This is a genomic window from Herbiconiux moechotypicola (assembly GCF_024979255.1).
Classification (GTDB): domain Bacteria; phylum Actinomycetota; class Actinomycetes; order Actinomycetales; family Microbacteriaceae; genus Herbiconiux; species Herbiconiux moechotypicola.
Window position 1 is genome coordinate 115,969 of sequence record NZ_JANLCN010000013.1, and the last position, 21,383, is coordinate 137,351.

The following is a 21,383-nucleotide window of genomic DNA, read 5'->3' on the forward strand; positions in this document are numbered from 1 at the left end:
GTCGCAGCCCGGCCCCGCTCGGCGGTGTCGGTGGCCGGGGGCATACTGGGCGCATGCCGGGTTCACGGGCGGCGGCCGAGCGCGAACTCCTGGGCCGTCGTCTCGCGGCACAGGGCATCGAACCTGCGTTCATCCGCAGCGAGGGCGAGCAGACGCCGGCGGCGACCCCAAATGCGCGGGGGCGCGCGGGTGGGCAGGCTCCGGATGCGCGGGCGCGCGCCGCGGCGATCACCGCCGTGGTGGAACGACTGCTGGCCGTGCAGGCCCAAGACTTCGGGCAGGCACTGTGGGCCCTCGGGGTGCGCGCACCCGGAACGACCACCGCCGACGTCGATGCCGCGCTGGAGTCGCGGTCGGTGGTGCGGTCGTGGCCGATGCGCGGAACACTGCACTTCACCGGGCCCGACGACCTCCGCGGGCTGCTCGCGCTCACCTCGGCGCGCACCGTGCGGGGCATGGCCGCCCGTCACCGCGACCTCGCACTGCACGACGACGACTTCTCCCGCGCCTCCGACGTGGCCCGTACCGAGCTCGCCGGCGGCGGAAGAGCCGGTCGCCAAGAGTTCCTCGACCTGCTGGAGGGCGCGGGCGTCGACACCTCGGGCCAGCGCGGCATGCACCTCATCTGGCGGCTCGCCCACGACGCACTGGTGTGCTGGGGCCCTCGATCCGGCACCCAGCAGGCGCTCGTGCTGCTCGACGAGTGGGCACCGGCTCTCCGCGCTCCGGCGGAGCTCTCCGAGGCGGCGGCATCGGGCGAACTGGCCGGCGGCTTTCTCACCCGCTACCTGAGAGGTCGTGGCCCGGCGACGCTGCGCGACTTCTGCTGGTGGTCGAAGCTCACCGTGGCCGAGGCCACCGCCGGCCTCGTGCACGCGGGCGAAGCGATCTCGCGCATCGACGTGGGTGGAGCCGAGTACCTGGTGGCGGAGTCCACGCGACCCGCGCATCCCGAACCCGTGCCGCCCGCCCCGCCGAGAAGCGCCACCGGCCACCACGCCCTTCCCGGCTTCGACGAATACCTCCTCGGGTACCAGAGCCGCTCCCCCGCGCTGGCGCCCGAGTTCGCCGAGCGCATCGTGCCCGGCGGCAACGGCGTCTTTCTGCCGATGCTCGTCTCGCGCGGCCGCATCGTGGGCACCTGGAAGCGCCGCACCGGCGCCACCGCCGTCACCGTCACTCTCGAGCCGTTCGAGTCGCTCAGCGGCACCGCACGCGCCGGTTTCGAACGGTCGCTCCGGCGATACGCCCGCTTCCTCGGCCTCGAGCTGCGCCTCGACGAGGTGCCGGCATGACGGTGCGAGAGGGCGGCCGCGCCCGCCTCGAGGCGGTGCTGCGGCCGAGCGGCTCACTCGCCGAGCTGCGGCCCGACCCGCTCGTGCCCGGCGCCTGGGAGCTCGCCATCGACGGTGTCGGGCAGTCGCACGTCGACCTCGCCGACCCCACCTCGCTCCGGCACGACTACGTACGGCGCATCGGCACCGTCATCGACCTGCTGCGGGCCCCGCGCATCCCGCTCACCGTGCTGCACCTCGGGGGCGGCGCCCTGACCCTGGCGCGCTACGTGCAGGCCACCCGACCGGGCTCGGTGCAGCACGTCGTGGAACTCGAGGAGAACCTGCCCGAGTTCGTGATCGGCACCCTCCCCCTGCCCTCGGGCAGCTCCGTGACGGTGCACCTCGGAGACGCCGCGGCCGAGGCGACCCGCCTCGCACCGCGCCTGCTGGGGCTGGCCGACGTGGTGGTGTGCGACCTCTACGTGGGCATCAGCACGCCCGCACACGTGCGATCACGCGCGTTCTACGAGAGCGTCGGGGCCCTCCTCGCGCCGGAGGGCGTTCTCGTGGTGAACGTGGCCGACGACGACGGACTCCCGGCGCTCGGCAGCCAGCTCGAGGCCATCCGGCCCGTGTTCGGGCGGATCGCGATCACCGGCCCCACCTCCGTCGTGCACGGGCGCACGGCGGGCAACGTGGTGGTGCTCGCGTCGCGCTCGCCCGAGGTACTGGAGGTCCTCCTGCCGGGGCTCCGCGCCGCAGGCCCGCATCCCGGCATGGCGGAACCCGCATGAGCGCCCGCCCGCATCCCGCCCCACCCCGACCGAGAGGAACCCCATGTGCGGTCGATTCACCATGAGCGCCGAGACCGACGAGCTCATCACCGAGTTCGTCGCACGCGGTGGCCGCCTCGAAGACTGGCGCCCCTCGTACAACGTCGCCCCCACCGAGGTCTCCCCCATCGTGCGCGACCGCGTCGTGGAGGGCGAGGTGGTGCGTGAACTCGACGGAGCATCCTGGGGCCTCAAGCCCGCCTGGGCGAAACCCGGCGGCCCCGCCCCCATCAACGCCCGCCTGGAGAGCGTCGCCACGAACGGCCTGTTCCGGGGTGCCTTCGCCCAGCGCCGGTGCCTCGTGCCGATGAACGGCTACTTCGAGTGGGAGGCCACCCCGACCGGCAAGCAGCCGCACTACATCCACGCCCCCGAGAGCATCCTCGCGGCGGCCGGCCTGTTCGAGGTGCGCAAGGTCTCGGGCGAGTGGGAGCTCACCTTCACGATCATCACCCGCGAGGCGGCCGATGCCTCGGGCGAGGTGCACGACCGCATGCCCGTCTTCCTCACGCCCGACACCTGGGACAGCTGGATCGAGCCCGTCAAGCTCGAGAGCACCGGCGACAAAGACGCCCTGGTCGCGATGCTCGACCGCTCCTCGCTCGCCGTGGCGAGCACCATCACCACCTATCCGGTGTCGAGACGGGTGAACAACGTGCGCGACACCTCTGTGGCCAAAGACGACCCCACCCTCATCGAGCCGATCGCCGTCTGACGCTAGCCCGCGGCAGCGTCCCCGGCCGACTGCGGCGCAGCAGGCGCGGCGGGCACGGCAGGCACCTCCCGATCGAGCCGCCCCGGCCCGAACTTGATGCGCCGCACCACCGCGAACGCCACCGTCGACGCCACCAGCCACGCCCCCAGCACGATGTAGGGCTCCGGATGCAGCGCCTCCGGAAAGTACGTGAGGTCGCGCAACGCGCTCACCGTCGCCCCGGTCGGCAGCCACCGCCCCATGAACTCGTAGAACGGCGGCAGCAGCTGCGGCGCCACCGCCCCGCCCGACGACGGATTGCTGATGAGGATGAACAGGATCCAGGTGGGCACGAGCGCCCAGCGACCCCCGATCGCCACCCGCCAGAAGCTGTACACCGCGCCCGCGATGAACACCGACATGGCCAGCACGCCCCACACCGGGAAGAACGGGAAGGTCTCGAACCCCAGCACCCCGGTGGTGAGCGCCACCACCAGCCCTACCAGGGCCGCGCGGCCCGCATCCCACCCCAGCTCCCCCGCGAGGGTGAGCCCGCCCGCGTTCACGCGGGTCTGGATGGCGCCGACGAAACCGATGATCGTGGAGGCGAGCGCCACGTAGAACAGCACGAGCCCGCTCGGGTCGGTCGGGTTCAGGGGGTTGAGGTCGGTGACGGTGAGGGTCACCCCGAGCGCCTGGCCCAGCTTCGTGGCGTCGGTCTCGATGATGCGGGCGATCGACGCGCCCGATGCGCTGGAGACGTAGAGCTCGGCCGACGGGTCCGAACCCGAGCCGGTGCCGGATGCGGTCACCAGCGCCGCGTAGATCTGCTGCTGGTCGATGGCCGTCTTCGCCGCCTCGGCGGTGGCGTACTCCGTCACCACGAACGAGGTCGACGTGGCGCTCTCGAGCCCCGTGGTGAGCTGAGCCGGCGTGACCGTCTCGGAGACCACGCCGATCGGGATGTCGTGCGGCTGCGGGTTGCCCATCGCGAGGCTGTAGGAGGTGACGAAGAGGGCCGCGAACAGCGACACCAGGAGGGAGACGATGAGCGCGGGCTTGTTGGGGCCCGTCACCACCTTGCGCGCGACCGCGATGCTGTTCGAGACCATGCTGCAACGCTAGCGCGCCGCGCGCACCCCGCCCTGCTGCCGGCCGGACCGCGGACCGGGGACCGCACCCCGCACCCGGGCGACCGTGACGGTGAAGCGGGTTCCCGCATCCGTCGACTCCACCTCGATCGTGCCGTCGTGCGCCTCCACGATCGACGCCACGATGGCGAGCCCGAGGCCCGAGCTGCCCGACCGCCGCGAGCGCGACGAATCGCCTCGCGCGAAACGCTCGAAGAGCTCGGGCTGGAACGCCTCGGGGATGCCGGGGCCGTCGTCGTCGACGGTGAGCACGACGGAGCGCTCGTCGGCCGAGAACGCGACGCGCGCGGCCACGTGCGTGCCCTCCGGCGTGTGCACGGCCGCGTTGGAGAGGAGGTTGAGCACCACCTGGTGCAGACGCTCGCGGTCGCCCGAGACGAGCGCGGGCGAGTCGGGCACCTCGACGGCCCACTCGTGCCCGGGGGCCGAGGCGCGGGCGTCGCTGACCGCGTTGAGCACGATCTCGCCGAGGTCGACCTCGTCGAGGTGGAGGTCCTGGCCCTCGTCGAGCCGGGCCAGCAGCAGCAGGTCGCTCACGAGCGAGTTCATGCGCTTGGCCTCGGACTCGATCCGCGCCAGGGAGTACTCGGTGATGTCGGGCAGGTCGGCGTTCTCCTGCCGGGTGAGCTCGGCGTAGCCCTGGATGGCGGCCAGCGGGGTGCGCAGCTCGTGGCTGGCGTCGGTGACGAAGCGCCGCATCCGCCGGTCGGTGGCCGCGCGCACCGCGAGGGCGTCGTTCACATGGGCGAGCAGGTGGTTGAGGGCCTCACCCACCTTGCCCACCTCGGTGCGCGGGTCGGTGTCGGCGGCCTGCACGCGCGAGGTGATGGCCACCTCGCCGCGGTCGAGGGGCATCGCCGCCACGTCGACCGCCGTGGCCGCCACGCGCTCGAGCGGGCGGAGGGCCAGCCGCACCACGATGATGACGCCGACCACCACCACGAGCACCGCGAGCAGGGCGAGCACCGCCATCACGATCGTCTGGCGCGTGGCCGCGGCATCGGCGGCGGCCATCGACACCCCGGCGACGAGCAGGTCGCCCTCGCTGTCGGACTGCACCGAGAGCCGGTAGCTGCCCAGCCCGTCGAGCGCCACCGTCTCCTGGGTTCCCGGCTGCAGATGGAGCGACTCGAGCTGCGCCACCACACCGGGGCGGAGGGCGGCGGCATCGGCGTCGGAGAAGTAGGCGGAGTCGACCACCACACCGTCGTCGAGCAGGGCGATGACCGACTCCGGTCCGTTGCCGGTGTACTCCGTGAACGGCTTCTCAGGGTGGGCCTCGATCTGCTTCACCCCCTCGGGGGTCTCGAAGTTGCCGTAGCGGTACTTCTCCACCGAGAAGCTGAATCCGGCCATCGAGCCGGAGAGCTGCGAGTCGACCACCCGGGTGACGGTCGCGTTGAGGGTGAGGATGCTCGCCACACCGATGAGACCGAGCACCACGGCCACCACGACGGCGGTGCCGACGACGAGTCTGCTGCGGAGGGTCCAGGGGCGGCGGCCGAGCGCGGTCTTCACTCCGCCGGCCTCAGCACATAACCCACGCCACGCACGGTGTGGATCATCGACGGGCGGTTCGCATCGATCTTCTTGCGCAGGTACGACACGTAGAGGTCGACGATCGACGCCTTCCCGGCGAAGTCGTAGTTCCACACCCGGTCGAGGATCTGCGCGCGCGAGAGCACCCGGCGCGGGTTGCGCATGAAGTACCGCAGCAGCTCGAACTCGGTGGTCGTGAGCTGGATGGGGTCGCCGCCGCGATTCACCTCGTAGCTCGCTTCGTCGAGCAGCAGGTCGCCCACGATGATGCGGGAGTCCTCGTCGGAGGTGGTCATCATCGAACGGCGGAGGAGGCCCCGCAGCCGGGCGACGAGTTCTTCGAGGCTGAAGGGCTTGGTCATGTAGTCGTCGCCGCCGGCGGTGAGGCCGATGATGCGGTCGTCGACCGAGTCGCGCGCGGTGAGGAAGAGCGTGGGCGAGGAGTCCTCGAGCTCGCGCAACTGGCGCAGCAGCGAGACCCCGTCGGTGTCGGGCAGCATGATGTCGAGAACCACGACGTCGGGGCGCTCGGCGCGGTAGCTCTGCAGCGCGGAGGCACCGTCGTGGGCGACGTCGACGGTCCAGCCCTCGTAGGCCAGCGCGAGGCTCACGAGGCTGGTGAGCACCACCTCGTCGTCGACGAGGAGCACGCGGATGGCCGATCCGTCGGGGCGGTACATGCGGGGCAGCTTCGCCAGCACGGCCCTCCGCCGCCCGGTGGTGGCCAGCTCGTCGGAGATCGGAGAAGTCGCCATCCTGCCATTGTTCCGGGGCCCCCGCGCCGCCGCCAGGAGTTCATCCGGATTCATAGAAACCACAAATCTTCACACACGGCCGTCATGTGCCGATTGCGTACGGTCACGGGATGACTCAGATCAGAGCCTCCCTCCCGGCCGACAGGTGGAACGCGGCATCCGCCGACCGCTCACCGGCCAACCCGCTGAGCGAGCGTCTGCGGAACACCGCGCGCAGCGCTCGCGACCTCGCCGCCTCGGCGGGGCTCCACCGGCCGCGGGCGATGCGAGGTGCGCGCACGGAGAAGCCCTTCGACGCGCCCGTGCTGCGCACCTCGCGCCTCCGTCTGCGCCCGCACCGGGTGAGCGAGGCCGACCTCGCCGGCTGGTTCGCCCTGCAGTCCGAGGCCTCCGTGCGCGAGTTCCTGCCTTGGCCCGAGCGCACCCGCCGTCAGTCCGAACGGCACCTGCGCGACCGCCTGCGGCACACCCGGCTCTGGCAGGCCGATGACTTCCTCGCCCTCGCGGTCGAGCTCGACGGCGCCCTCATCGGCGACGTCTCGCTGCACCTGCGCCGTGTCGCCGCCGAACACCGCTCCCTCGAGATCGGCTGGGTGCTGCACCCCGCCCACGGCGGCAGCGGATTCGCCACCGAGGCGGCGCAGGCCATGATCGACTTCGCCTTCGAGACCGTGGGTGCCCAGGAGGTGATCGCGGTGACGGATGCGCGCAACCGCCGCTCGGTTGCCCTCGCACGACGGCTCGGCTTCACCGAGCGATCGCAGGCGGCCACCGGCGACCGGGTCTTCGCGCTCTCGCACGAGCGCTGCCGCCTCCAGCGCGACCACCTCGCCGCCTGATATCCACCGCACCGCAGGCATCGGGATTCCCGGGTGTCTGCGGTTCGGTGTTTGATCGAGGGCATGGCCAGATACATCGCGCTGCTGCGCGGAGTGAACGTGGGCGGGATCACGGTGAAGAGCGCACCGCTCGCCGAGCTCTTCGGTGAGCTCGGCTTCGAGGCGGTGAAGACGGTGCTCGCCTCGGGCAACGTGCTGTTCGAGACGGATTCGGGCGGCACGCCGGCGAAAGACGCCGCGTTGAAGACGCGCATCGAGAAGGCCCTCGGCGAGCGCTTCGGGTACGACGCGTGGATCGTGCTGGTCGAGCACGACCGGCTCGCCGGCATCGTGGCGGACTACCCTTTCGCCGAGCACGTCGACCGGCAGCCGTACGTGGTGTTCGCCTCCGACGCCGAGGCGCTGAAGGCGGTGTCGGCCGAGGCCGAGGGGCTCGACGCCGCCGTGGAGCGGGCCGCATCCGGAGCCGGTGTCGCGTACTGGGACTGCCCGAAGGGGTCGAGCACCGACACGGCGTTCTCGAAGTTCCTGGCGAAACCGCGGTTCAAGGCGGTGACCACCACGCGCAATCTGCGCACGCTGCGCAAGCTGCTCTGACCCCGGGCGTTACTGCGCGGGGCCGGAGACCCCGAACCGGATGCGCGGCAACGGCCACACGCTCGCGAGCCACCTCGGCACGAACTCGTCGACCGCCGCTTCGGCCTCCGATCCGAGCAGTTCGTCGACCACCCACCACGACACCACGGCATCGATCTCGTGGGCCTCGCCCTCGTCGGCCGGATCGATGTAGACGCAGCCGAGCAGGGCGGTCTCGGCCTCGTCGAAGAGCGCGTAGTTGAACGAGCTGCCGGCCCGCATCTCGTCTTCGTGGTACTCGAGGTCTGCCCGGTCGTCGGCTTCGCTCAGCACGGCGGGAGGCCAGCCCCACGAGGCGCCGTAGACCTCGAACAAGCGCTCGCGCGAGCCGCTCACGGCGATGAGGTCGAGCTCGACGTCGTCGGCGCGGATGGGCCTCAGGTGCAGGTACAGCGGAACAGCCCCGGCGCGGGTGCCGACGGCGATCTCGGCACGCTCCGGATGCACGAAGCCCTCGGGCAGCCAGGCCATCAGGCCCCCTCGGCCTGGCGGGCCCGGTAGGCGATCACGTTCATGCGATTGCCGCAGTTGCCGGCGTCGCAGTAGCGCTTCGAGCGGTTGCGGGAGAGGTCGATGAGCACGCCGTCGCAGTCGTCGGCGGCGCAGTGCCGCAGACGCTCGCCCTCGTCGGCGCGGATCAGGTCGACGAACGCCATCGCGACCTCGACGCGCATGCGGGTGGCCAGCGGCGCGTCGGCGTCGGTGGCGTGCAGGTGCCAGTCCCAGTCGCCGTGCCGCTCGAGTCTCGGCAACGCGCGGGCCTCGCGCAGCATGCGGTTCACCAGGTCGACGGAGGTGTCGCGGTCGACCTCCCAGAAGCGCCGGAACTCGGGACGCAGGGCCTGCACCTCGGCCAGTTCTGCCGCGTCGAGGTCGCGCCGGCCGGAGTAGTCATGCTCGTCGAGCAGACGTTCCAGCGCGGCGACGTCGTCGAGGGCGTCGTCGTGCGAGCCGGCCACCCCCGCGGCGGTGTTGACCAGGGTGGCGGTGAACACGAGGGTCGCCTCGGTGTCATAGGCGAAAACCATGTTGACTCCTGACACGAGCGGCGGATACTGTCATCAGTGTAACCACGCGTGACTCCTGACAACAGCTCACCGCCCGCCCGCAGCCGAGAGGTGGCCCCATGGCAGCCGCGACCGCCCCCGCCGTGCCTGGCCGCGCATCCGGACTCGTCTTCGCGCTCGCCGCCTCGGCCGCCTTCGGCACCAGCGGCGCCTTCGTGAAGCCCCTGCTCGACGCGGGCTGGACGCCCGCGGCCGCCGTCGCCGTGCGCGCCGCCGCCGGCGGGCTCGTACTGCTCGTGCCGGCGCTCATCGCGCTGCGGGGGCGCTTCGGCCTGTTGGCGCGGTCGTGGCTGTTCATCGTGCTGTACGGGCTCATCGCGGTGATCGGTGCGCAGGTGTTCTACTTCGCCGCCATCGAGCGCATGCCGATCGGGGTGGCGCTGCTCATCGAGTACACCGCTCCGGTGCTGCTGGTGCTGCTCGCCTGGGCCCGCACGCGCATCCCGCCCGCACTCCTCACGGTCGCCGGCGCGGTGCTGAGCGTGGCGGGTCTCGCGCTCGTCATCAACCCGTCGGGTGCGGCCGGGCTGGATGCGCTCGGTCTCGTGTTCGCGCTGCTGGCCGCCGTGTGCCTCGCCGGGTACTACATCATCGCCGCCATGCCCACGGGCGAACTGCCCCCGGTGACGGTGGTGAGCGCGGGGCTCGTGGTCGGCGGCGTCTTTCTCGGTCTGCTCGGAGCCGTGGGGGTTGTGCCGTTCGCGATGAGCTTCGATGACGTGGTGCTGCCGATGGCGGGCGAGGTGCCGTGGTGGGTGCCGATGGGCGTGGTGGTGGTCGTGGCGACGGCCGCGGCCTACCTGCTGAGCCTGCTGGGCGCGGTGCGACTGGGGTCGCGCGTGGCGTCGTTCGTGGGGCTGGTCGAGGTGCTCTTCGCGGTGCTGTTCGCGTGGCTGCTGCTCGGGCAGGTGCCCACCTGGCTGCAGGGGTTGGGCGGAGTGCTGATCGTGGGCGGGGTGGTTCTCGTGAAGCTGCAGAAGGAGCCGGCCGCCGGCGGGACCGCGGCCGGTCTCGACGAGGTGGAGCTCGAGCCGCTGCCGGCGACCGGGGCGATCGCGGTGGAGCGGCGATCGCGGTAGGGCGCCGATCGCGGTAGGCAGGAGGGAGACATCCGCTTCGAAAGGACCCTCGTGAGCCAGCCCGCCTTCCCCGGACAGCCCTTCGTCACGCCCGCGGCGCCGGCCCCGCCCTCCGGCAAGGCCGCGGCCAACCCGCTGGGGTTCGTCTCGCTCGTGATGGGCACCGTGCCCTCGCTGCTCGGCATCGTGTTCCTCCTCGTGCAGGCCGCGCTGCTCGGGGTCGGCGATCCTGCGACCATCGGCTCCGTGAGCACGGCGAACACGGTGCTCTCCGGGCTGTTCGGCATCGCCGCCGTCGTGCTCGCCATCGTGGCGCTGACCCGCCGCGGCGCCTCGAAGGTGCTCGCCGCCGCGGGACTGGCGCTCGGCGCCGCCACGCTCGTGGGCGTGTTCGGCAACCTCCTCTACGTGGTGGTGATCGGCGCCCTGTACGGCTTCTGACGAGGCCATCGCTGCCCTACGCTGGGCGGGTGGACGTGCTGCTCTTCTCCTACGGAACCCTCCGCCAGCCCGAGGTGCAGCTCGCCACCTTCGGGCGGCTGCTCGACGGACGCGACGCGGCCATCGCCGGCCACCGGCTGGAGTGGCTCACCATCACCGACCCCCACGTCATCGCCACCAGCGGCAGCGACCGGCATCCCCTGCTCGTGCCGGCCGAATCCGGAGAGACGGTCTCGTCGGTGGCCGGAACCGTGTTCAGCATCACCCCCGAGGAGCTCGCGGCGGCCGACGAGTACGAGGTCGACGACTACACCCGGATCGAGGTCGAGCTCGACAGCGGGGAGAGCGCCTGGGTCTACGTCTTCGCCGGCTGACCTCCGGCACAGGCCCCGGGGCTCACCGGGTGACGGTCGTGGTGAGGTCGACCAGCGCGGGGCTCGCGGGGGCGGAGCCGAAGCCGAAGCGCACGGGCGGCGCGAGCGGGCCGAAAGCGCCGAGGTCGCGGCCGTCGAGGTGAGCCTCGGCCCACACGATCGAACGCACCGCGGTGACCCCGTAGTACTCGCGGCGCCCACCGCCCGCGGTCCCGGCCGTGCGCACCCCGGGCACCAGGATGCGCGCGACCGGGTCGACCGCGGTGAGCCAGGCCGGCGAGGTGGCTAGCCGGGAGGGCACCGCCCTCAGCACGCGGCCGAGCGGCGTGAGGCGCCCGGCCAGCAGGCGGGCGCGGAACGCGGGCGCGGCCCCGCCACCGGCATCGTGCATCCCGTCGCCCACGGCGAGCCCGCCGCGGATCCGCCACACCCGCAGGGGCACGATGCGCACCTCGTCGAAGCTGTACGTCGCCGCGACGAAGTCGGCGACCTCGGCGCGCGGCGCGAGCAGGGTGCGGTGCCCCCGCGCATCCTCGATCATGGCGTCGGCGAACGCCCCGAACGGCGACCGCTCCCACAGCCCGAGCACCACTCTCGTGCCCGAACCGGTTCCGAACGCCCCGATGCGACCGGTGAAGCGTTCGGCTCGCCGCGACCGCGCCGTCATCGCCCGACCCTCCGATCGGGTTCGGTCTGCGCGCGCACGTGGATGCGCTCGCCCGACTGGCTGAAGATGCACATGGCCTCGACCGGCTCGTCGTCGGCGCAGCCGAGCCAGTGCGGAATGCGCGTGGCGAACTCGGCCGCCTCGCCCGGCTTCAGCACCAGGTCGTGATCGCCGAGCAGCAGCCGCAACCGGCCGCTCAGCACGTACAGCCACTCGAAGCCGTCGTGCGTGCGCAGCTGAGGGGTCTCACCCACGGGCGTGAGCACCATGCGCACGGTCTGCGTGGGGGCGTCTTCGCGCGAGAGCACCTCGATGGAGGCGCCGGGCCGATGCGTCATGCGCGGTGCGACCCTCGGGTCGGGGACGGAGTCGCTCACGAGCTGGTCGAGCGTGACGTCGAGGGCTGCGGCGAGCGGGATGAGGAGGTCGAGGTTGGGCTGCCGCTTACCCGACTCGAGGCGCGACACGGTGCTCGGCGAAATCTCCGCCGTCGCTCCCAGCTCGGCGAGGGTGAGGCCGCGCTCCGACCTGGCGGCACGCAGTCGTGCGCCGATGCGCTGGGCACGACTCGACTCCATGTTGCTATTTCAGCACACTTCTTTGCCGAATGAGTAGTCAGCATCGAGCATGGACGCATGACACTCTCCGACTCTTTCACCTCTTTCACCGAACAGCCCTGGGACGTCGTGATCGTCGGCGGCGGCTCGGCCGGACTCAGTGCGGCACTCGTGCTCGCCCGTGCGCGCCGCCGCGTGCTCGTGGTCGACGCGGGACAGCCCCGCAACCGTTTCGCCCCGCACATGCACGGCTTCCTCACCCGCGACGGACTGTCGCCCCTCGAACTGCTCGAGCTCGGCCGGGCGGAGGTGACCGGGTACGGGGCGCAGATCCTCGAGGGGCGCGCGGTCGACGTGTCGGGCGAAGCCGGGAACTTCACGGTGACGGTGGAGCCGGCGCGCGCCGACGGTGACGCGCCCCGCGCATCCGGATCGCTGCGCCTCACCGCCCGCCGCCTCGTGATCGCGACGGGCCTGCGCGACGTGCTGCCCCGCATCCCGGGGCTCGCGGAGCAGTGGGGCACCGGGGCCGTCGCCTGCCCCTACTGCGACGGGTGGGAGGCCCGCGACCTGCGTATCGGCGTGCTCAGCACCTCGGCGCGCAATCTGCACCAGGCTCAGCTGCTGAGGCAGTGGTCGCACGACGTGACGCTCATCGGGCCCGCGGCCGGCGAGGTCGACCCCGAGGCCCTCGCCGGGCTGGATGCGCGAGGAGTGCGGGTGGAGCGGGCCGAGGTGACCGAGGTGGTCGCCGACGCCACCGGGTCGCTGGTCGGGCTGCGCCTCGGCGACGGCTCGGTGCGCGAGTTCGACCGGCTCTTCGTGGGCGGCGACATGGTGCCCAACGACGAGCTGCTGCGCAGACTCGGCGCCGAGCGCAGCACCGGCCCGATGGGCGAGTGGGTGGCGAGCGACTTCACGGGACTGACCTCGGTGCCCGGCGTGTGGGTGGCGGGCAACTCGGCGTTCGCGGGCGCGCTCGTGCCCGTGGCGGTGGGGAGCGGGGTGCTCGCCGCGACGGTCGTCAACGCCGACCTCGTCGCCGACGACACCCGGCTGGCCCTCAGCGCTGCCGCCGTGTGACCCCTGCCCGCCGCACCCGTGCATCCCGCGCAGCCGGGACGTCGAGCTCGACTAACCCTGCGCGAGCAGGGACACCTCGTTCCACTTCTCCCACTCGGCGATGCGGCTCGCGTAGTCGGCCTTCGCGGTCTGCAGCGGAGTCGCCCCGAAGAACACGCGCAGCGGCGGCTCCTCCGCGTCGACGATCCGCAGGATCGCCGCGGCCGAGGCGTGCGGGTCGCCCGGGTCGGAGACCCGCGTCCGCCGCAGCTCGGCGGCTGCGGCGTGCGCGGCCTCGTAGTCGGGCAGGGGCGTCGCGGTCTTCGCCGAGTCGCCGGCCCAGTCGGTGCTGAACCCGCCGGGCTCGACGAGCGTCACCTTCACGCCGAACGAGGCGACCTCCTGCGCGAGCGACTGCGAGAAGCCCTCGAGCGCCCACTTCGAGGCGTTGTAGATGCCGATGTTCTGGAACGCCGAGATGCCGCCGATCGACGACACCTGCACGATGTGCCCGCTGCCCTGCGCGCGCAGGTACGGCAGCGCCGCCTGCGTGATCCAGAGCGCCCCGAACACGTTCGTCTCGATCTGGTCGCGGGCCTCCTTCTCGCTCAGCTCCTCGATGAAACCGAACTGCCCGTAGCCGGCGTTGTTGACCACCACGTCGAGCCGCCCGAAGTAGTTGTAGGCCTCGGTCACGGCCGCGAAGTCGGCCTCGCGGTCGGTGACGTCGAGCTGAAGCGGCAGGATGCGCTCCCCGAACCGCTCCACGAGGTCTCCCAGCGAAGCGGTGTCGCGCGCGGTCGCCGCGACGCTGTCCCCCCGCTCGAGCGCCGCGATCGCCCATTCCCGGCCGAAGCCGCGCGACGTGCCCGTGATGAACCACACCTTCTGAGCCATAGTGTTTCCCTTCGAATCCTTCACTCACCTCAACGAACCATCCCCGCGGGAATTCCGCCAGGCTCCGCCAGTACCCCCTGACGGGCGGTAGCGAACGGATGCGGGCACGCCGCTACACTGACGCCAGACGATCGGGGGGCGCATGGTTGCGACGACCGCGCCGAACCGGCGCCTGCTGGTGGCGATCCTGCTCGGCGTCATCCCGCTCAGCCAGTTCCCGATCGACGTCTACTCCCCCGCTATCCCCACGATGGTGCGCGAGCTCGGCACCACCAGCACGCTCGTGCAGAACTCGGTCTCGGCCTACGTGCTGGGCATGGCGATCGGCCTGCTCCCGGTCGGCGTCATCGCCGACGCGCGCGGCCGCAAGCCGACCCTCTTGGTGTGCCTGGCGCTCCTCGTGGTGGCGAGCATCGGCATCGCATTCACGAACGACATCGCCGTGCTTCTCGCACTCCGCTTCGCGCAGGGGCTGGGCGGATGCGCGTGCATGGTGGTCGTGTACGCCATCGCCGCCGACACCTCGCGCGGGCCTCAGCTCACCTCGCTCTCGGGCTGGCTGGGCGCATCCTGGGGCCTGGCTCCCGTGATCGCCCCGGCCATCGGGGGCATCCTGGTGCAGTTCGTGTCGTGGCGGGGCATCTTCGTGCTCGTGGCGGTGCTCGGCGTCGTGGCCGGCCTCGTGGTGTGGCGGCTGCTGCCCGAGACGCTCGCCCCGGCCGCGGCCACTCCGGTGCGGCCGCGCGTGATCGCCGGAGTGCTGGCGAGCGCGTTCAGACGCAAACTCTTCGTGGGGCTCACCCTCGTGTTCGCGGTATTCGCGAGCGCGCAGCTGCTGTTCGGCGTCGTCGCGCCCCTGCTCTACGAGACCGGGCTCGGCGTGCCGCCCGCGGCCTACGGCCTCATCGCCCTGCTCGTGGGTGCCGCGAACCTCGGGGGCGAGCTGGCCACGGGGGCGCTCGCCACCCGCATCTCCTCGCGCACCCTGGGCTTCTCGGCCCTCGCGGCTTTCGCGGCCGGCACCGCCGTGCTTCTCGTGAGCGGGCTCACCGTCGGCCCGGACCTCGTGCTCATCACGCTGGGCGGGATGTTCGTCATGCTCGGCTGCGGCGCCCTCTGCCCGCTCGCCTACGGCCTCGCCCTCGGGCTCTTCGACCGCAACCTGGGTCTCATCGGGGGCCTCACCAGCGCCGTGTGCTATCTCTTCGTGGCCATCACGATGGGGGCGGCCGCGAGCCTGCCCGACGACACCCAGACCCCGATCGGCTTCGTCTACGTGGGCTGCCTCGTCGTGGGCGCCGCCCTGCTCGCGCTGTGCCTTCAGCCGGCGAAGACCAAGCGCTCCATCGCGGCGAGCAGCCACTCCTCGTAGCGCTCCATGCTCCAGCCGGACTGCTCGACCAGTTGCTGGTGGCTCTCGGGCGAGACGATGAAGGAGAGCACGTCGGCGAGCTCGCGGCGGCGCGCATCCGTCAGCCCTGCCGGCACCAGCTTGCGGCGCTCGAGCTCGGAGATGGCGGCGGCGAAGTCGACCCGCCGCCGGGAGAGGAGGTCGTCGAGCGACTCCTGCACGAGGGGATCGGAGGAGGCCGCGCTGAGGAAGGAGGCCCAGAGACCGCTGGTGCGGCGGTTGGCCTCGGCCACGAAGTGGATGTACCCGCGCAGGAACTCGGCGTGGTCGGAGACGGAACGGATGTCGCGGCCGACTTCGCGCTCGGCGATGGTCTCACGGCCCTCCGAACCCGAGAACGCCTGCTCGAACGCCCCCATGAGCAGCTCGCGCTTGGGCCCGTTGAGCTTGACGGTCTCGACCGACACCCCCGCCTCGGTGGCGATGTCGGCGAGCGAGGTGCCCGCGTATCCCCCGCGGGTGAAACAGAGGGCAGCGGCGTCGAGGATGCGCTGGCGGGTGTTCGCGGCCTGCTCGGCGCGCAGGGTGGAGGTGTAACTGCGAGGGGGCATATTGACTATCCTTCCGGTGTAGTGAATACTACTTCGGTATATTCAAGTTTAGAGCACAGAACTCCGAGGTCGTGTCATGTCGTCTTACCTTCTCTGCAGCACCCCCGTGCACGGCCACGTCATGCCGCTGCTCGCCGTGGCGCGGCACCTAGCCGCGTGCGGTCACCGCGTGCGGTTCCTCACCGGCGAGCGATACCGGCCCGCCGTGGAGGCGAGCGGCGCGACGTTCCTGCCGCTGCCTGCATCCGCCGACTACGACGACAGCGATCTGCCCGCCGCGTTCCCCGAGCGGGTCGGCCTCTCGGGCCCGGCCGGCATCCGCTACGACCTCTCCACCATCTTCCTGAAGCCGGCCCCCGCACAGCTCGAGGCCGTCGACGCGGCCCTAGCGGCCGAGCCCGCCGACGCGGTGCTGGTGGAGAGCCTCTTCCTCGGTGCGATGCTGCTGCTGGCCCGCCCGCTGGGCGAGCGGCCGCCCGTCGTGAACCTCGGCATCGTGCCGCTCGGGCTCGCGAGCGTCGACACCGCGCCGTTCGGGCTCGGCATCCCGCCGATGCGCGGGCCTCTCGGGCGCGTTCGCAACCGCGCGCTCGCGACGTTCGCCGAGAAGGTCGTGTTCAAGCCGGTGCAGCAGAGCGCGGAACGCATGATGCTCGAGGTGACCGGCAGGCCTCTCGACCGCTTCTTCATGAGCACGGCGGGCCTCGCCGACGCGATCGTGCAGTTCACCGTGCCGTCGTTCGAGTACCCGCGGCGCGATCTGCCCTCGACGGTGCACTTCGTCGGACCGGTCTCGCGCACCACCCCTTCTTCGACACCCCTGCCGGAGTGGTGGGGCGAGCTCGACGGCTCGCGCCCCGTGGTGCACGTCACCCAGGGCACGGTGGCCAACGACGAGTGGGAGTCGCTCGTCGCGCCGACGCTCCGCGGGCTCACCGCCGACGATGTGCTCGTGGTCGTGAGCACGGGCGGGCGACCGGTGGAGACGCTGCCGACACTACCCACGAACGCTCGCGCCGCCGCCTACCTGCCGTACGACAAGCTGCTGCCGCTCACCGATGTGATGGTGACCAACGGGGGCTACGGCGGGGTGCACTACGCGCTCGAGCACGGCGTACCCCTCGTGGTGGCGGGCGCCACCGAGGACAAGGTGGAGGTCACCGCTCGGGTCGCCTGGTCGGGGGCCGGCATCAACCTCGCGTCGAACACGCCGAGCGCGGCCGCCGTGCAGCGCGGCGTGCGCGCGGTGCTGGCGTCGCCGCGGTATCGCGAGGCGAGCCGGCGCATCGGCGACGACATCGCGGTGTCGTCGGGCATGCGGGGGCTGGATGCGGTGCTGCAGCAGGTGCAGGGGGCCGCGGCGCGCATCCGGTGACCGGCCGGGAACATACGCATGCATACTTTGGTTCACTAGAGCCATGAAGCGCATCGGCTTTCTCTCGTTCGGACACTGGTCGGCCACGGTCGGCTCGCAGACCCGCAGCGCCTCCGACGTGCTGCTCCAGTCGATCGACCTCGCCATGGCGGCGGAGGAGATCGGGATGGACGGCGCGTACTTTCGCGTGCACCACTTCGCGAACCAGCTCGCGAGCCCCTTCCCGCTGCTCGCCGCGGCCGGCGCGAAGACCAGCCGCATCGAGCTCGGCACCGGCGTGATCGACATGCGCTACGAGAACCCGCTCTATATGGCGGAGGACGCGGGTGCCGCCGACCTCATCGCCGGCGGGAGACTGCAGCTCGGCGTGAGCCGAGGGTCACCCGAGCAGGTCATCGACGGGTACCGGTACTTCGGCTACGACGCACCCGAGGGCTCGACCATGGCCGACGTGGCGCGCAGCAACACGGACGTTTTCCTCAAGGTGATCGACGGGGCACGGTTCGCCGAACCCAACCCGCGACCGATGTTCGCCAACCCGCATCCGGGGCCGCTGGGGCTGCAACCGCAGTCGCCCGGGCTGCGCGACCGCATCTGGTGGGGCGCCGGGTCGGACGCCACCGCGGTGTGGGCGGCCGAGAAGGGAATGAATCTGCAGAGCTCGACCCTCAAGGAGGACGAGAGCGGCGAGCCGTTCCACGTGCAGCAGCGCAAGCAGATCGAGAAGTATCTGGAGGCGTGGAAGGAGGCCGGTCACGAGCGCACGCCGCGCACCTCGGTGAGCCGGTCGATCTTCGCGCTGGTCTCCGACCAGGACCGCGCCTACTTCGGTCGCGGCGGTCGGGACGGTGACGACACCTTCGGTGTGATCGACGACTACAAGGCGGTGTTCGGGCGCAACTACGCGGCGGAACCCGACGTGCTCATCGACCTGCTGCGGGAGGACGAGGCGATCGAGGTGGCCGACACGCTCCTGCTCACGGTGCCCAACCAGTTGGGCGTGGACTACGTGGCGTCGCAGCTGCAGTCGCTGCTCACACACGTGGCTCCGGCGCTCGGGTGGCGGTGACGCGGATGCACGCGGTGCTGGAGTACGTGTACGGCCCGGACTACCTCGAGGCGCGCCAGGCGCATCGGTCGGCGCACCTGGTGAAGGCATGGGCAGCCGTCGAGCGCGGGGAGCTGCTGCTCGGCGGCGCCGTCGACGGCGACCCCGCGGCCGGGGCGAGCTTCGACGGCGACTCGGGCTCCAACCGCGGCGATGACGCCACCACCCGCTCCGACTCCGGGCACGGCTCCGACTCCGGGCACGGCTCCGACTCCGAGCACGGCTCCGACTCCGAGCACGGCTCCGACTCGAGCTCCGGCTCCGGGCACGGCTCCGGTTCCGGCTCCCGCGAGTCGGGCATGCCGGGCGCGCCGGCCGAGGCGAGCCGGTTCACCGGCCTGCTCGTCTTCCAGGGCGATGACCCCGTCGAGGCGGCCCGCCGCTTCGCCGAGGCCGACCCCTACGTCACGGCCGGCGTCGTGCGCTCGTGGACCGCCCGTCCGTGGACCACCGTCGTCGGCGCCGCTGCCACCACCCCCGTCCACCCCTAGTAGATACGGGGCGGGTGCATCCTTCACGAGATTCCGTTCTGGATGCACCCCCGCTGAGTGGGTCGAAGGTCGGCAACCCAGCGATCAGTAGCCGCAGTAGACGGCTGTGTCGTCGTTCACCACGACGCAGGTGCCACCCTTGTACTCGTTCAGATGGTCGACGGCGCCGCCGGAGACGTAGCCGCCGCCGATCGGACCGTAGTAGAAGCCGTCACCGGTGGCCTGGAACATCTGCCAGACCCCCACCATGTCTGCGGGCACGCCACCGTAGGTGTTGAAGCTGGGCACCCCAGCCGGATCCCAATCGGTGTAGGCCTGGGCCGGTGGGCTGGTCATCTCGGCGTTAGCCGCGGCGGCACCACCGCCGACGAGGGCGACGACAGCCGCAGTGGTGCACAGGGTCATCGCGAGGGTGCGCGAACGGGTCTTCATGGGTCTCTTCTCTCGTTGTCTCGGCACTGGCGGATGCCACTGCGGAAGACGACGATACGAGCACGCCCGGCCCGCCCGGTATGAGTACTTTGTGCTCCGATGCGAGCCGGGCCTGTCAGGTCGCCAGGAGGCGGGCGCGTTGGGCGGCGACGTCGTAGTCGGCGGTGGGCCAGGTGAGGTCGAGGGACTGCAGGGTCTCGAGCAGGAGGTTCTGCACCGCGAGCGCGGAGTACCACTTGTTGTCGGCGGGCACGATGTGCCAGGGCGCCTCCGAGGTGTGGGTGCGGTCGATCGCGACCTCGTAGGCGTCGTGGAACGACGGCCAGAGGGCGCGGTCGTCGACGTCGGCGGTGCTGAACTTCCAGTGCTTGTCGGAGCGGTCGAGGCGGCGCAGCAGACGCTTCTTCTGCTCGTCGAAGCCCAGGTGCAGAAAGACCTTGAGCACGGCCACCCCGTCGTCGACCAGCGCCCTCTCGAAGTCGACGATCTGCTCGTAGCGAGACTCCAGCTCGACCGACGGCACCGACTCGTGCACCCGCGGAACGAGCACGTCTTCGTAATGGGAGCGGTCGAAGATGCCGATCGAGCCGGGCCCCGGCAGTCGCTTCTCGACCCGCCAGAGAAAGGGATGCGCGAGTTCCTCCTCGGTCGGCTTCTTGAACGCGTGGTGCGAGATGCCCTGCGGGTCCATGGTGCCGGCGACGCGCTTCACCACCCCGCCCTTGCCCGCGGTGTCCATCCCCTGCAGCACCAGCAGCACGCGGCGCCGGCCACCGAACAGACTGTCGGCGAAGAGCTTCTCCTGCAACGTGGAGAGAGCCTTCGCGATGCCGGGCGACTCGGTCGCGGCGGCCTCCTTGTCGAGCACGCCCGGGGTGGCGCCGCTGGAAAGGGACGCGAGGTCGACAGGGGTGACCGCGCGAAGGCGGTCGCTCCACGGGGTGGGGGTGCTGGTGTGCTTGCTCATGGGCTCACCCTAGCCACGAGGTCGTGGCGACGGGTCAGAGCGGTTTGGACATGTTGATGGCTGTGACCCCGTAGCCGAGTGTGGAGTACAAGTGCTGGGCCACCGTGTTGTGCCCGAACACGTTGAGCCCCAGGCGTGTGGCGCCGCCCTCACGGGCGACCTCCTCCGCCAGCAGCATCGCCGCCCTGCCCAGCCCACGACCCCGGCGCTCGGCCTCGATCTCGATGTCGAACACCCACCAGTCGGCCGGATGCTCGGCCGAGAACGGCCCCAGCCAAAGCCACCCGACGGCGGCGCCATCATCATCGATCACCGCCAGCACACGGTGGCCAGGAGCCGGCGCACCGCCGGGGAAGTACTGCTCGTTGGCCTCCCGGGCACGCTGTCTGGCGTAGTCGAGGGAGTCTCCGGCCTCGACCCGCTCGCGGATGTACTCGGCATTGCTGCGCGCGATGAACGCGCCGAGCTCCGCCTCCGCGAGATCCTCCACCCGAACCACCATGGGCCGCACTCTACGCGCGACCGCCGCCCCGCGCATCCGGAGCCTACGTCTCCTCGTGAGCCGGCCCGCGCATCCGGAGCGTCACGCGCCCCAGCGCACCGGCCCCTCCCCCTCCGTGCCGAGCACGTCGTCGGGGTTCTGCAGCGCACACGCCGTGAGACTGAGGCAGCCGCAGCCGATGCACCCGTCGAGCTCGCCGCGCAGGTGCTGCAGGTCGGCGATGCGGGCGTCGAGCTCGGCGCGCCACTCCGCCGAGATGCGCACCCAGTCGGCACGGGTCGGCGTACGCCGCTCGGGCAGCGAGTCGAGGGCCTCACGGATCTGCGCGAGCGAGATGCCCACCCGCTGCGAGGTGCGGATGAACGCCACCCGTCGCAGCACGTCGCGCCGGTACCGCCGCTGGTTGCCCGCCGTGCGCTCCGACGCGATGAGGCCGTTCTGCTCGTAGAAGCGCAGTGCCGACACGCTCACCCCGCTGCGTTCCGAGAGCTGGCCGATGGCCAGCAGACTGCGGCCTGGGTTCACGCTGGGCATCGACTGCATCCTCCTTGACCTCGACTGTAGTTGAGGTTCTACGTTGGACATATGACTGAGTACACGCTGCCCGACCTCCCTTACGACTACGCCGCCCTCGAGCCGCACATCAGCGGCAAGATCATGCAGCTGCACCACGACAAG

Annotated in this window: 26 protein-coding genes and 1 pseudogene; 14 read left to right on the forward strand and 13 right to left on the reverse strand. The window is 71.4% G+C overall.

Annotated elements, in window-relative coordinates; all coding sequences use genetic code 11:
- The first annotated feature begins 53 nt into the window (after positions 1–53).
- The 3 genes from N1031_RS17890 to N1031_RS17900 are packed head-to-tail and all read left to right on the forward strand — an operon-like array spanning position 54 to position 2,825.
- Positions 54–1,295 (forward strand): winged helix DNA-binding domain-containing protein, encoded by a 1,242-nt coding sequence (locus tag N1031_RS17890; RefSeq protein ID WP_259481179.1) that lies wholly within the window; start codon positions 54–56, stop codon positions 1,293–1,295.
- Positions 1,292–2,071, forward strand: coding sequence for a spermidine synthase (locus N1031_RS17895; RefSeq protein WP_259481181.1), 780 nt, complete (start codon positions 1,292–1,294; stop codon positions 2,069–2,071). The genes N1031_RS17890 and N1031_RS17895 overlap by 4 nt, the downstream gene beginning before the upstream one ends.
- A 43-nt stretch (positions 2,072–2,114) precedes the next feature.
- Positions 2,115–2,825: an SOS response-associated peptidase gene (locus N1031_RS17900; RefSeq protein ID WP_259481184.1), complete on the forward strand. Its 711-nt coding sequence runs from the start codon at positions 2,115–2,117 to the stop codon at positions 2,823–2,825.
- 2 nt (positions 2,826–2,827) lie between these two features.
- On the opposite strand, the gene N1031_RS17905 is transcribed toward N1031_RS17900, so the two are convergent.
- From N1031_RS17905 to N1031_RS17915, 3 genes are read right to left on the reverse strand one after another with little or no spacing between them, the layout of a single operon-like run.
- A complete protein-coding gene (locus tag N1031_RS17905; RefSeq protein ID WP_259481186.1) occupies positions 2,828–3,916 on the reverse strand; it encodes an ABC transporter permease in 1,089 nt (362 codons plus the stop codon).
- A 9-nt stretch (positions 3,917–3,925) separates the two neighbouring features.
- A complete protein-coding gene (locus N1031_RS17910; protein WP_259481188.1) occupies positions 3,926–5,473 on the reverse strand; it encodes a sensor histidine kinase in 1,548 nt (515 codons plus the stop codon).
- Positions 5,470–6,174 carry a response regulator transcription factor gene (locus N1031_RS17915; RefSeq protein ID WP_259481223.1) on the reverse strand — a complete coding sequence of 235 codons (705 nt, stop codon included), beginning with the start codon at positions 6,172–6,174 and terminating at the stop codon, positions 5,470–5,472. Before N1031_RS17915 ends, N1031_RS17910 begins: the two co-directional genes overlap by 4 nt.
- A gap of 185 nt (positions 6,175–6,359) precedes the next feature.
- Between N1031_RS17915 and N1031_RS17920 the strand changes: the two genes are divergently transcribed.
- Together N1031_RS17920 and N1031_RS17925 are read left to right on the forward strand one after the other, a co-directional pair.
- Positions 6,360–7,088, forward strand: a complete 729-nt coding sequence (locus N1031_RS17920; RefSeq protein ID WP_259481191.1) for a GNAT family N-acetyltransferase — start codon at positions 6,360–6,362, stop codon at positions 7,086–7,088.
- A gap of 63 nt (positions 7,089–7,151) precedes the next feature.
- Positions 7,152–7,685, forward strand: a complete 534-nt coding sequence (locus tag N1031_RS17925; protein WP_259481193.1) for a DUF1697 domain-containing protein — start codon at positions 7,152–7,154, stop codon at positions 7,683–7,685.
- A 9-nt stretch (positions 7,686–7,694) separates the two neighbouring features.
- Here the strand turns inward: N1031_RS17925 and N1031_RS17930 are convergent, their stop codons facing one another.
- Both N1031_RS17930 and N1031_RS17935 read right to left on the reverse strand, forming a co-directional pair.
- Positions 7,695–8,195, reverse strand: a complete 501-nt coding sequence (locus N1031_RS17930) for a hypothetical protein (protein ID WP_259481194.1) — start codon at positions 8,193–8,195, stop codon at positions 7,695–7,697.
- Entirely contained in the window at positions 8,195–8,752 is a 558-nt protein-coding gene (locus N1031_RS17935) for a CGNR zinc finger domain-containing protein (protein WP_259481195.1), read from the reverse strand. The genes N1031_RS17930 and N1031_RS17935 overlap by 1 nt, the downstream gene beginning before the upstream one ends.
- Before the next feature lie 98 nt (positions 8,753–8,850).
- On the opposite strand from N1031_RS17935, the gene N1031_RS17940 reads away from it, so the two are divergent.
- Genes N1031_RS17940 through N1031_RS17950 form a run of 3 tightly spaced genes read left to right on the forward strand, consistent with a single transcriptional unit; the run spans position 8,851 to position 10,685 of the window.
- A complete protein-coding gene (locus N1031_RS17940; RefSeq protein ID WP_259481196.1) occupies positions 8,851–9,870 on the forward strand; it encodes an EamA family transporter in 1,020 nt (339 codons plus the stop codon).
- Between the two features lie 51 nt (positions 9,871–9,921).
- Positions 9,922–10,311 (forward strand): hypothetical protein, encoded by a 390-nt coding sequence (locus tag N1031_RS17945; protein WP_259481198.1) that lies wholly within the window; start codon positions 9,922–9,924, stop codon positions 10,309–10,311.
- A gap of 29 nt (positions 10,312–10,340) precedes the next feature.
- Positions 10,341–10,685 (forward strand): gamma-glutamylcyclotransferase family protein, encoded by a 345-nt coding sequence (locus N1031_RS17950; RefSeq protein WP_259481199.1) that lies wholly within the window; start codon positions 10,341–10,343, stop codon positions 10,683–10,685.
- A 22-nt stretch (positions 10,686–10,707) separates the two neighbouring features.
- Here N1031_RS17950 and N1031_RS17955 read toward each other — a convergent pair whose 3' ends face one another.
- Together N1031_RS17955 and N1031_RS17960 are read right to left on the reverse strand one after the other, a co-directional pair.
- Entirely contained in the window at positions 10,708–11,352 is a 645-nt protein-coding gene (locus tag N1031_RS17955) for a hypothetical protein (RefSeq protein ID WP_259481200.1), read from the reverse strand.
- A complete protein-coding gene (locus tag N1031_RS17960) occupies positions 11,349–11,930 on the reverse strand; it encodes a helix-turn-helix domain-containing protein (protein ID WP_259481201.1) in 582 nt (193 codons plus the stop codon). Before N1031_RS17960 ends, N1031_RS17955 begins: the two co-directional genes overlap by 4 nt.
- A gap of 57 nt (positions 11,931–11,987) precedes the next feature.
- Between N1031_RS17960 and N1031_RS17965 the strand changes: the two genes are divergently transcribed.
- A complete protein-coding gene (locus N1031_RS17965; RefSeq protein ID WP_259481202.1) occupies positions 11,988–12,992 on the forward strand; it encodes an NAD(P)/FAD-dependent oxidoreductase in 1,005 nt (334 codons plus the stop codon).
- A 51-nt stretch (positions 12,993–13,043) separates the two neighbouring features.
- Here N1031_RS17965 and N1031_RS17970 read toward each other — a convergent pair whose 3' ends face one another.
- Entirely contained in the window at positions 13,044–13,868 is an 825-nt protein-coding gene (locus N1031_RS17970; protein WP_259481204.1) for an SDR family oxidoreductase, read from the reverse strand.
- Between the two features lie 142 nt (positions 13,869–14,010).
- On the opposite strand from N1031_RS17970, the gene N1031_RS17975 reads away from it, so the two are divergent.
- Positions 14,011–15,240 (forward strand): Bcr/CflA family efflux MFS transporter, encoded by a 1,230-nt coding sequence (locus N1031_RS17975; protein ID WP_259481205.1) that lies wholly within the window; start codon positions 14,011–14,013, stop codon positions 15,238–15,240.
- Here the strand turns inward: N1031_RS17975 and N1031_RS17980 are convergent.
- Entirely contained in the window at positions 15,189–15,830 is a 642-nt protein-coding gene (locus N1031_RS17980; protein ID WP_259481207.1) for a TetR/AcrR family transcriptional regulator, read from the reverse strand. The genes N1031_RS17975 and N1031_RS17980 overlap by 52 nt on opposite strands.
- Positions 15,831–15,906: 76 nt before the next feature.
- Between N1031_RS17980 and N1031_RS17985 the strand changes: the two genes are divergently transcribed.
- From N1031_RS17985 to N1031_RS17995, 3 genes are read left to right on the forward strand one after another with little or no spacing between them, the layout of a single operon-like run.
- On the forward strand, positions 15,907–17,205 hold the full coding sequence (locus N1031_RS17985; protein ID WP_259481208.1) for a glycosyltransferase: 1,299 nt from the start codon (positions 15,907–15,909) through the stop codon (positions 17,203–17,205).
- Between the two features lie 43 nt (positions 17,206–17,248).
- Positions 17,249–18,274 carry an LLM class flavin-dependent oxidoreductase gene (locus N1031_RS17990; protein ID WP_259481209.1) on the forward strand — a complete coding sequence of 342 codons (1,026 nt, stop codon included), beginning with the start codon at positions 17,249–17,251 and terminating at the stop codon, positions 18,272–18,274.
- A 5-nt stretch (positions 18,275–18,279) separates the two neighbouring features.
- On the forward strand, positions 18,280–18,804 hold the full coding sequence (locus N1031_RS17995; protein ID WP_259481225.1) for a YciI family protein: 525 nt from the start codon (positions 18,280–18,282) through the stop codon (positions 18,802–18,804).
- A gap of 84 nt (positions 18,805–18,888) precedes the next feature.
- Here the strand turns inward: N1031_RS17995 and N1031_RS18000 are convergent, their stop codons facing one another.
- From N1031_RS18000 to soxR, 4 genes are all read right to left on the reverse strand, one after another.
- Positions 18,889–19,236 carry a hypothetical protein gene (locus tag N1031_RS18000; RefSeq protein ID WP_259481210.1) on the reverse strand — a complete coding sequence of 116 codons (348 nt, stop codon included), beginning with the start codon at positions 19,234–19,236 and terminating at the stop codon, positions 18,889–18,891.
- A gap of 115 nt (positions 19,237–19,351) precedes the next feature.
- Entirely contained in the window at positions 19,352–20,203 is an 852-nt protein-coding gene (locus N1031_RS18005) for a PPK2 family polyphosphate kinase (protein WP_259481212.1), read from the reverse strand.
- Between the two features lie 34 nt (positions 20,204–20,237).
- On the reverse strand, positions 20,238–20,705 hold the full coding sequence (locus tag N1031_RS18010; protein ID WP_259481214.1) for a GNAT family N-acetyltransferase: 468 nt from the start codon (positions 20,703–20,705) through the stop codon (positions 20,238–20,240).
- A gap of 81 nt (positions 20,706–20,786) precedes the next feature.
- On the reverse strand, positions 20,787–21,239 hold the full coding sequence (gene soxR / locus N1031_RS18015) for a redox-sensitive transcriptional activator SoxR (RefSeq protein WP_259481215.1): 453 nt from the start codon (positions 21,237–21,239) through the stop codon (positions 20,787–20,789).
- Positions 21,240–21,290: 51 nt separating this feature from the next.
- Here soxR and N1031_RS18020 point away from each other — a divergent pair.
- Positions 21,291–21,383 (forward strand): annotated as a pseudogene (locus N1031_RS18020) (superoxide dismutase); the annotation flags it as partial.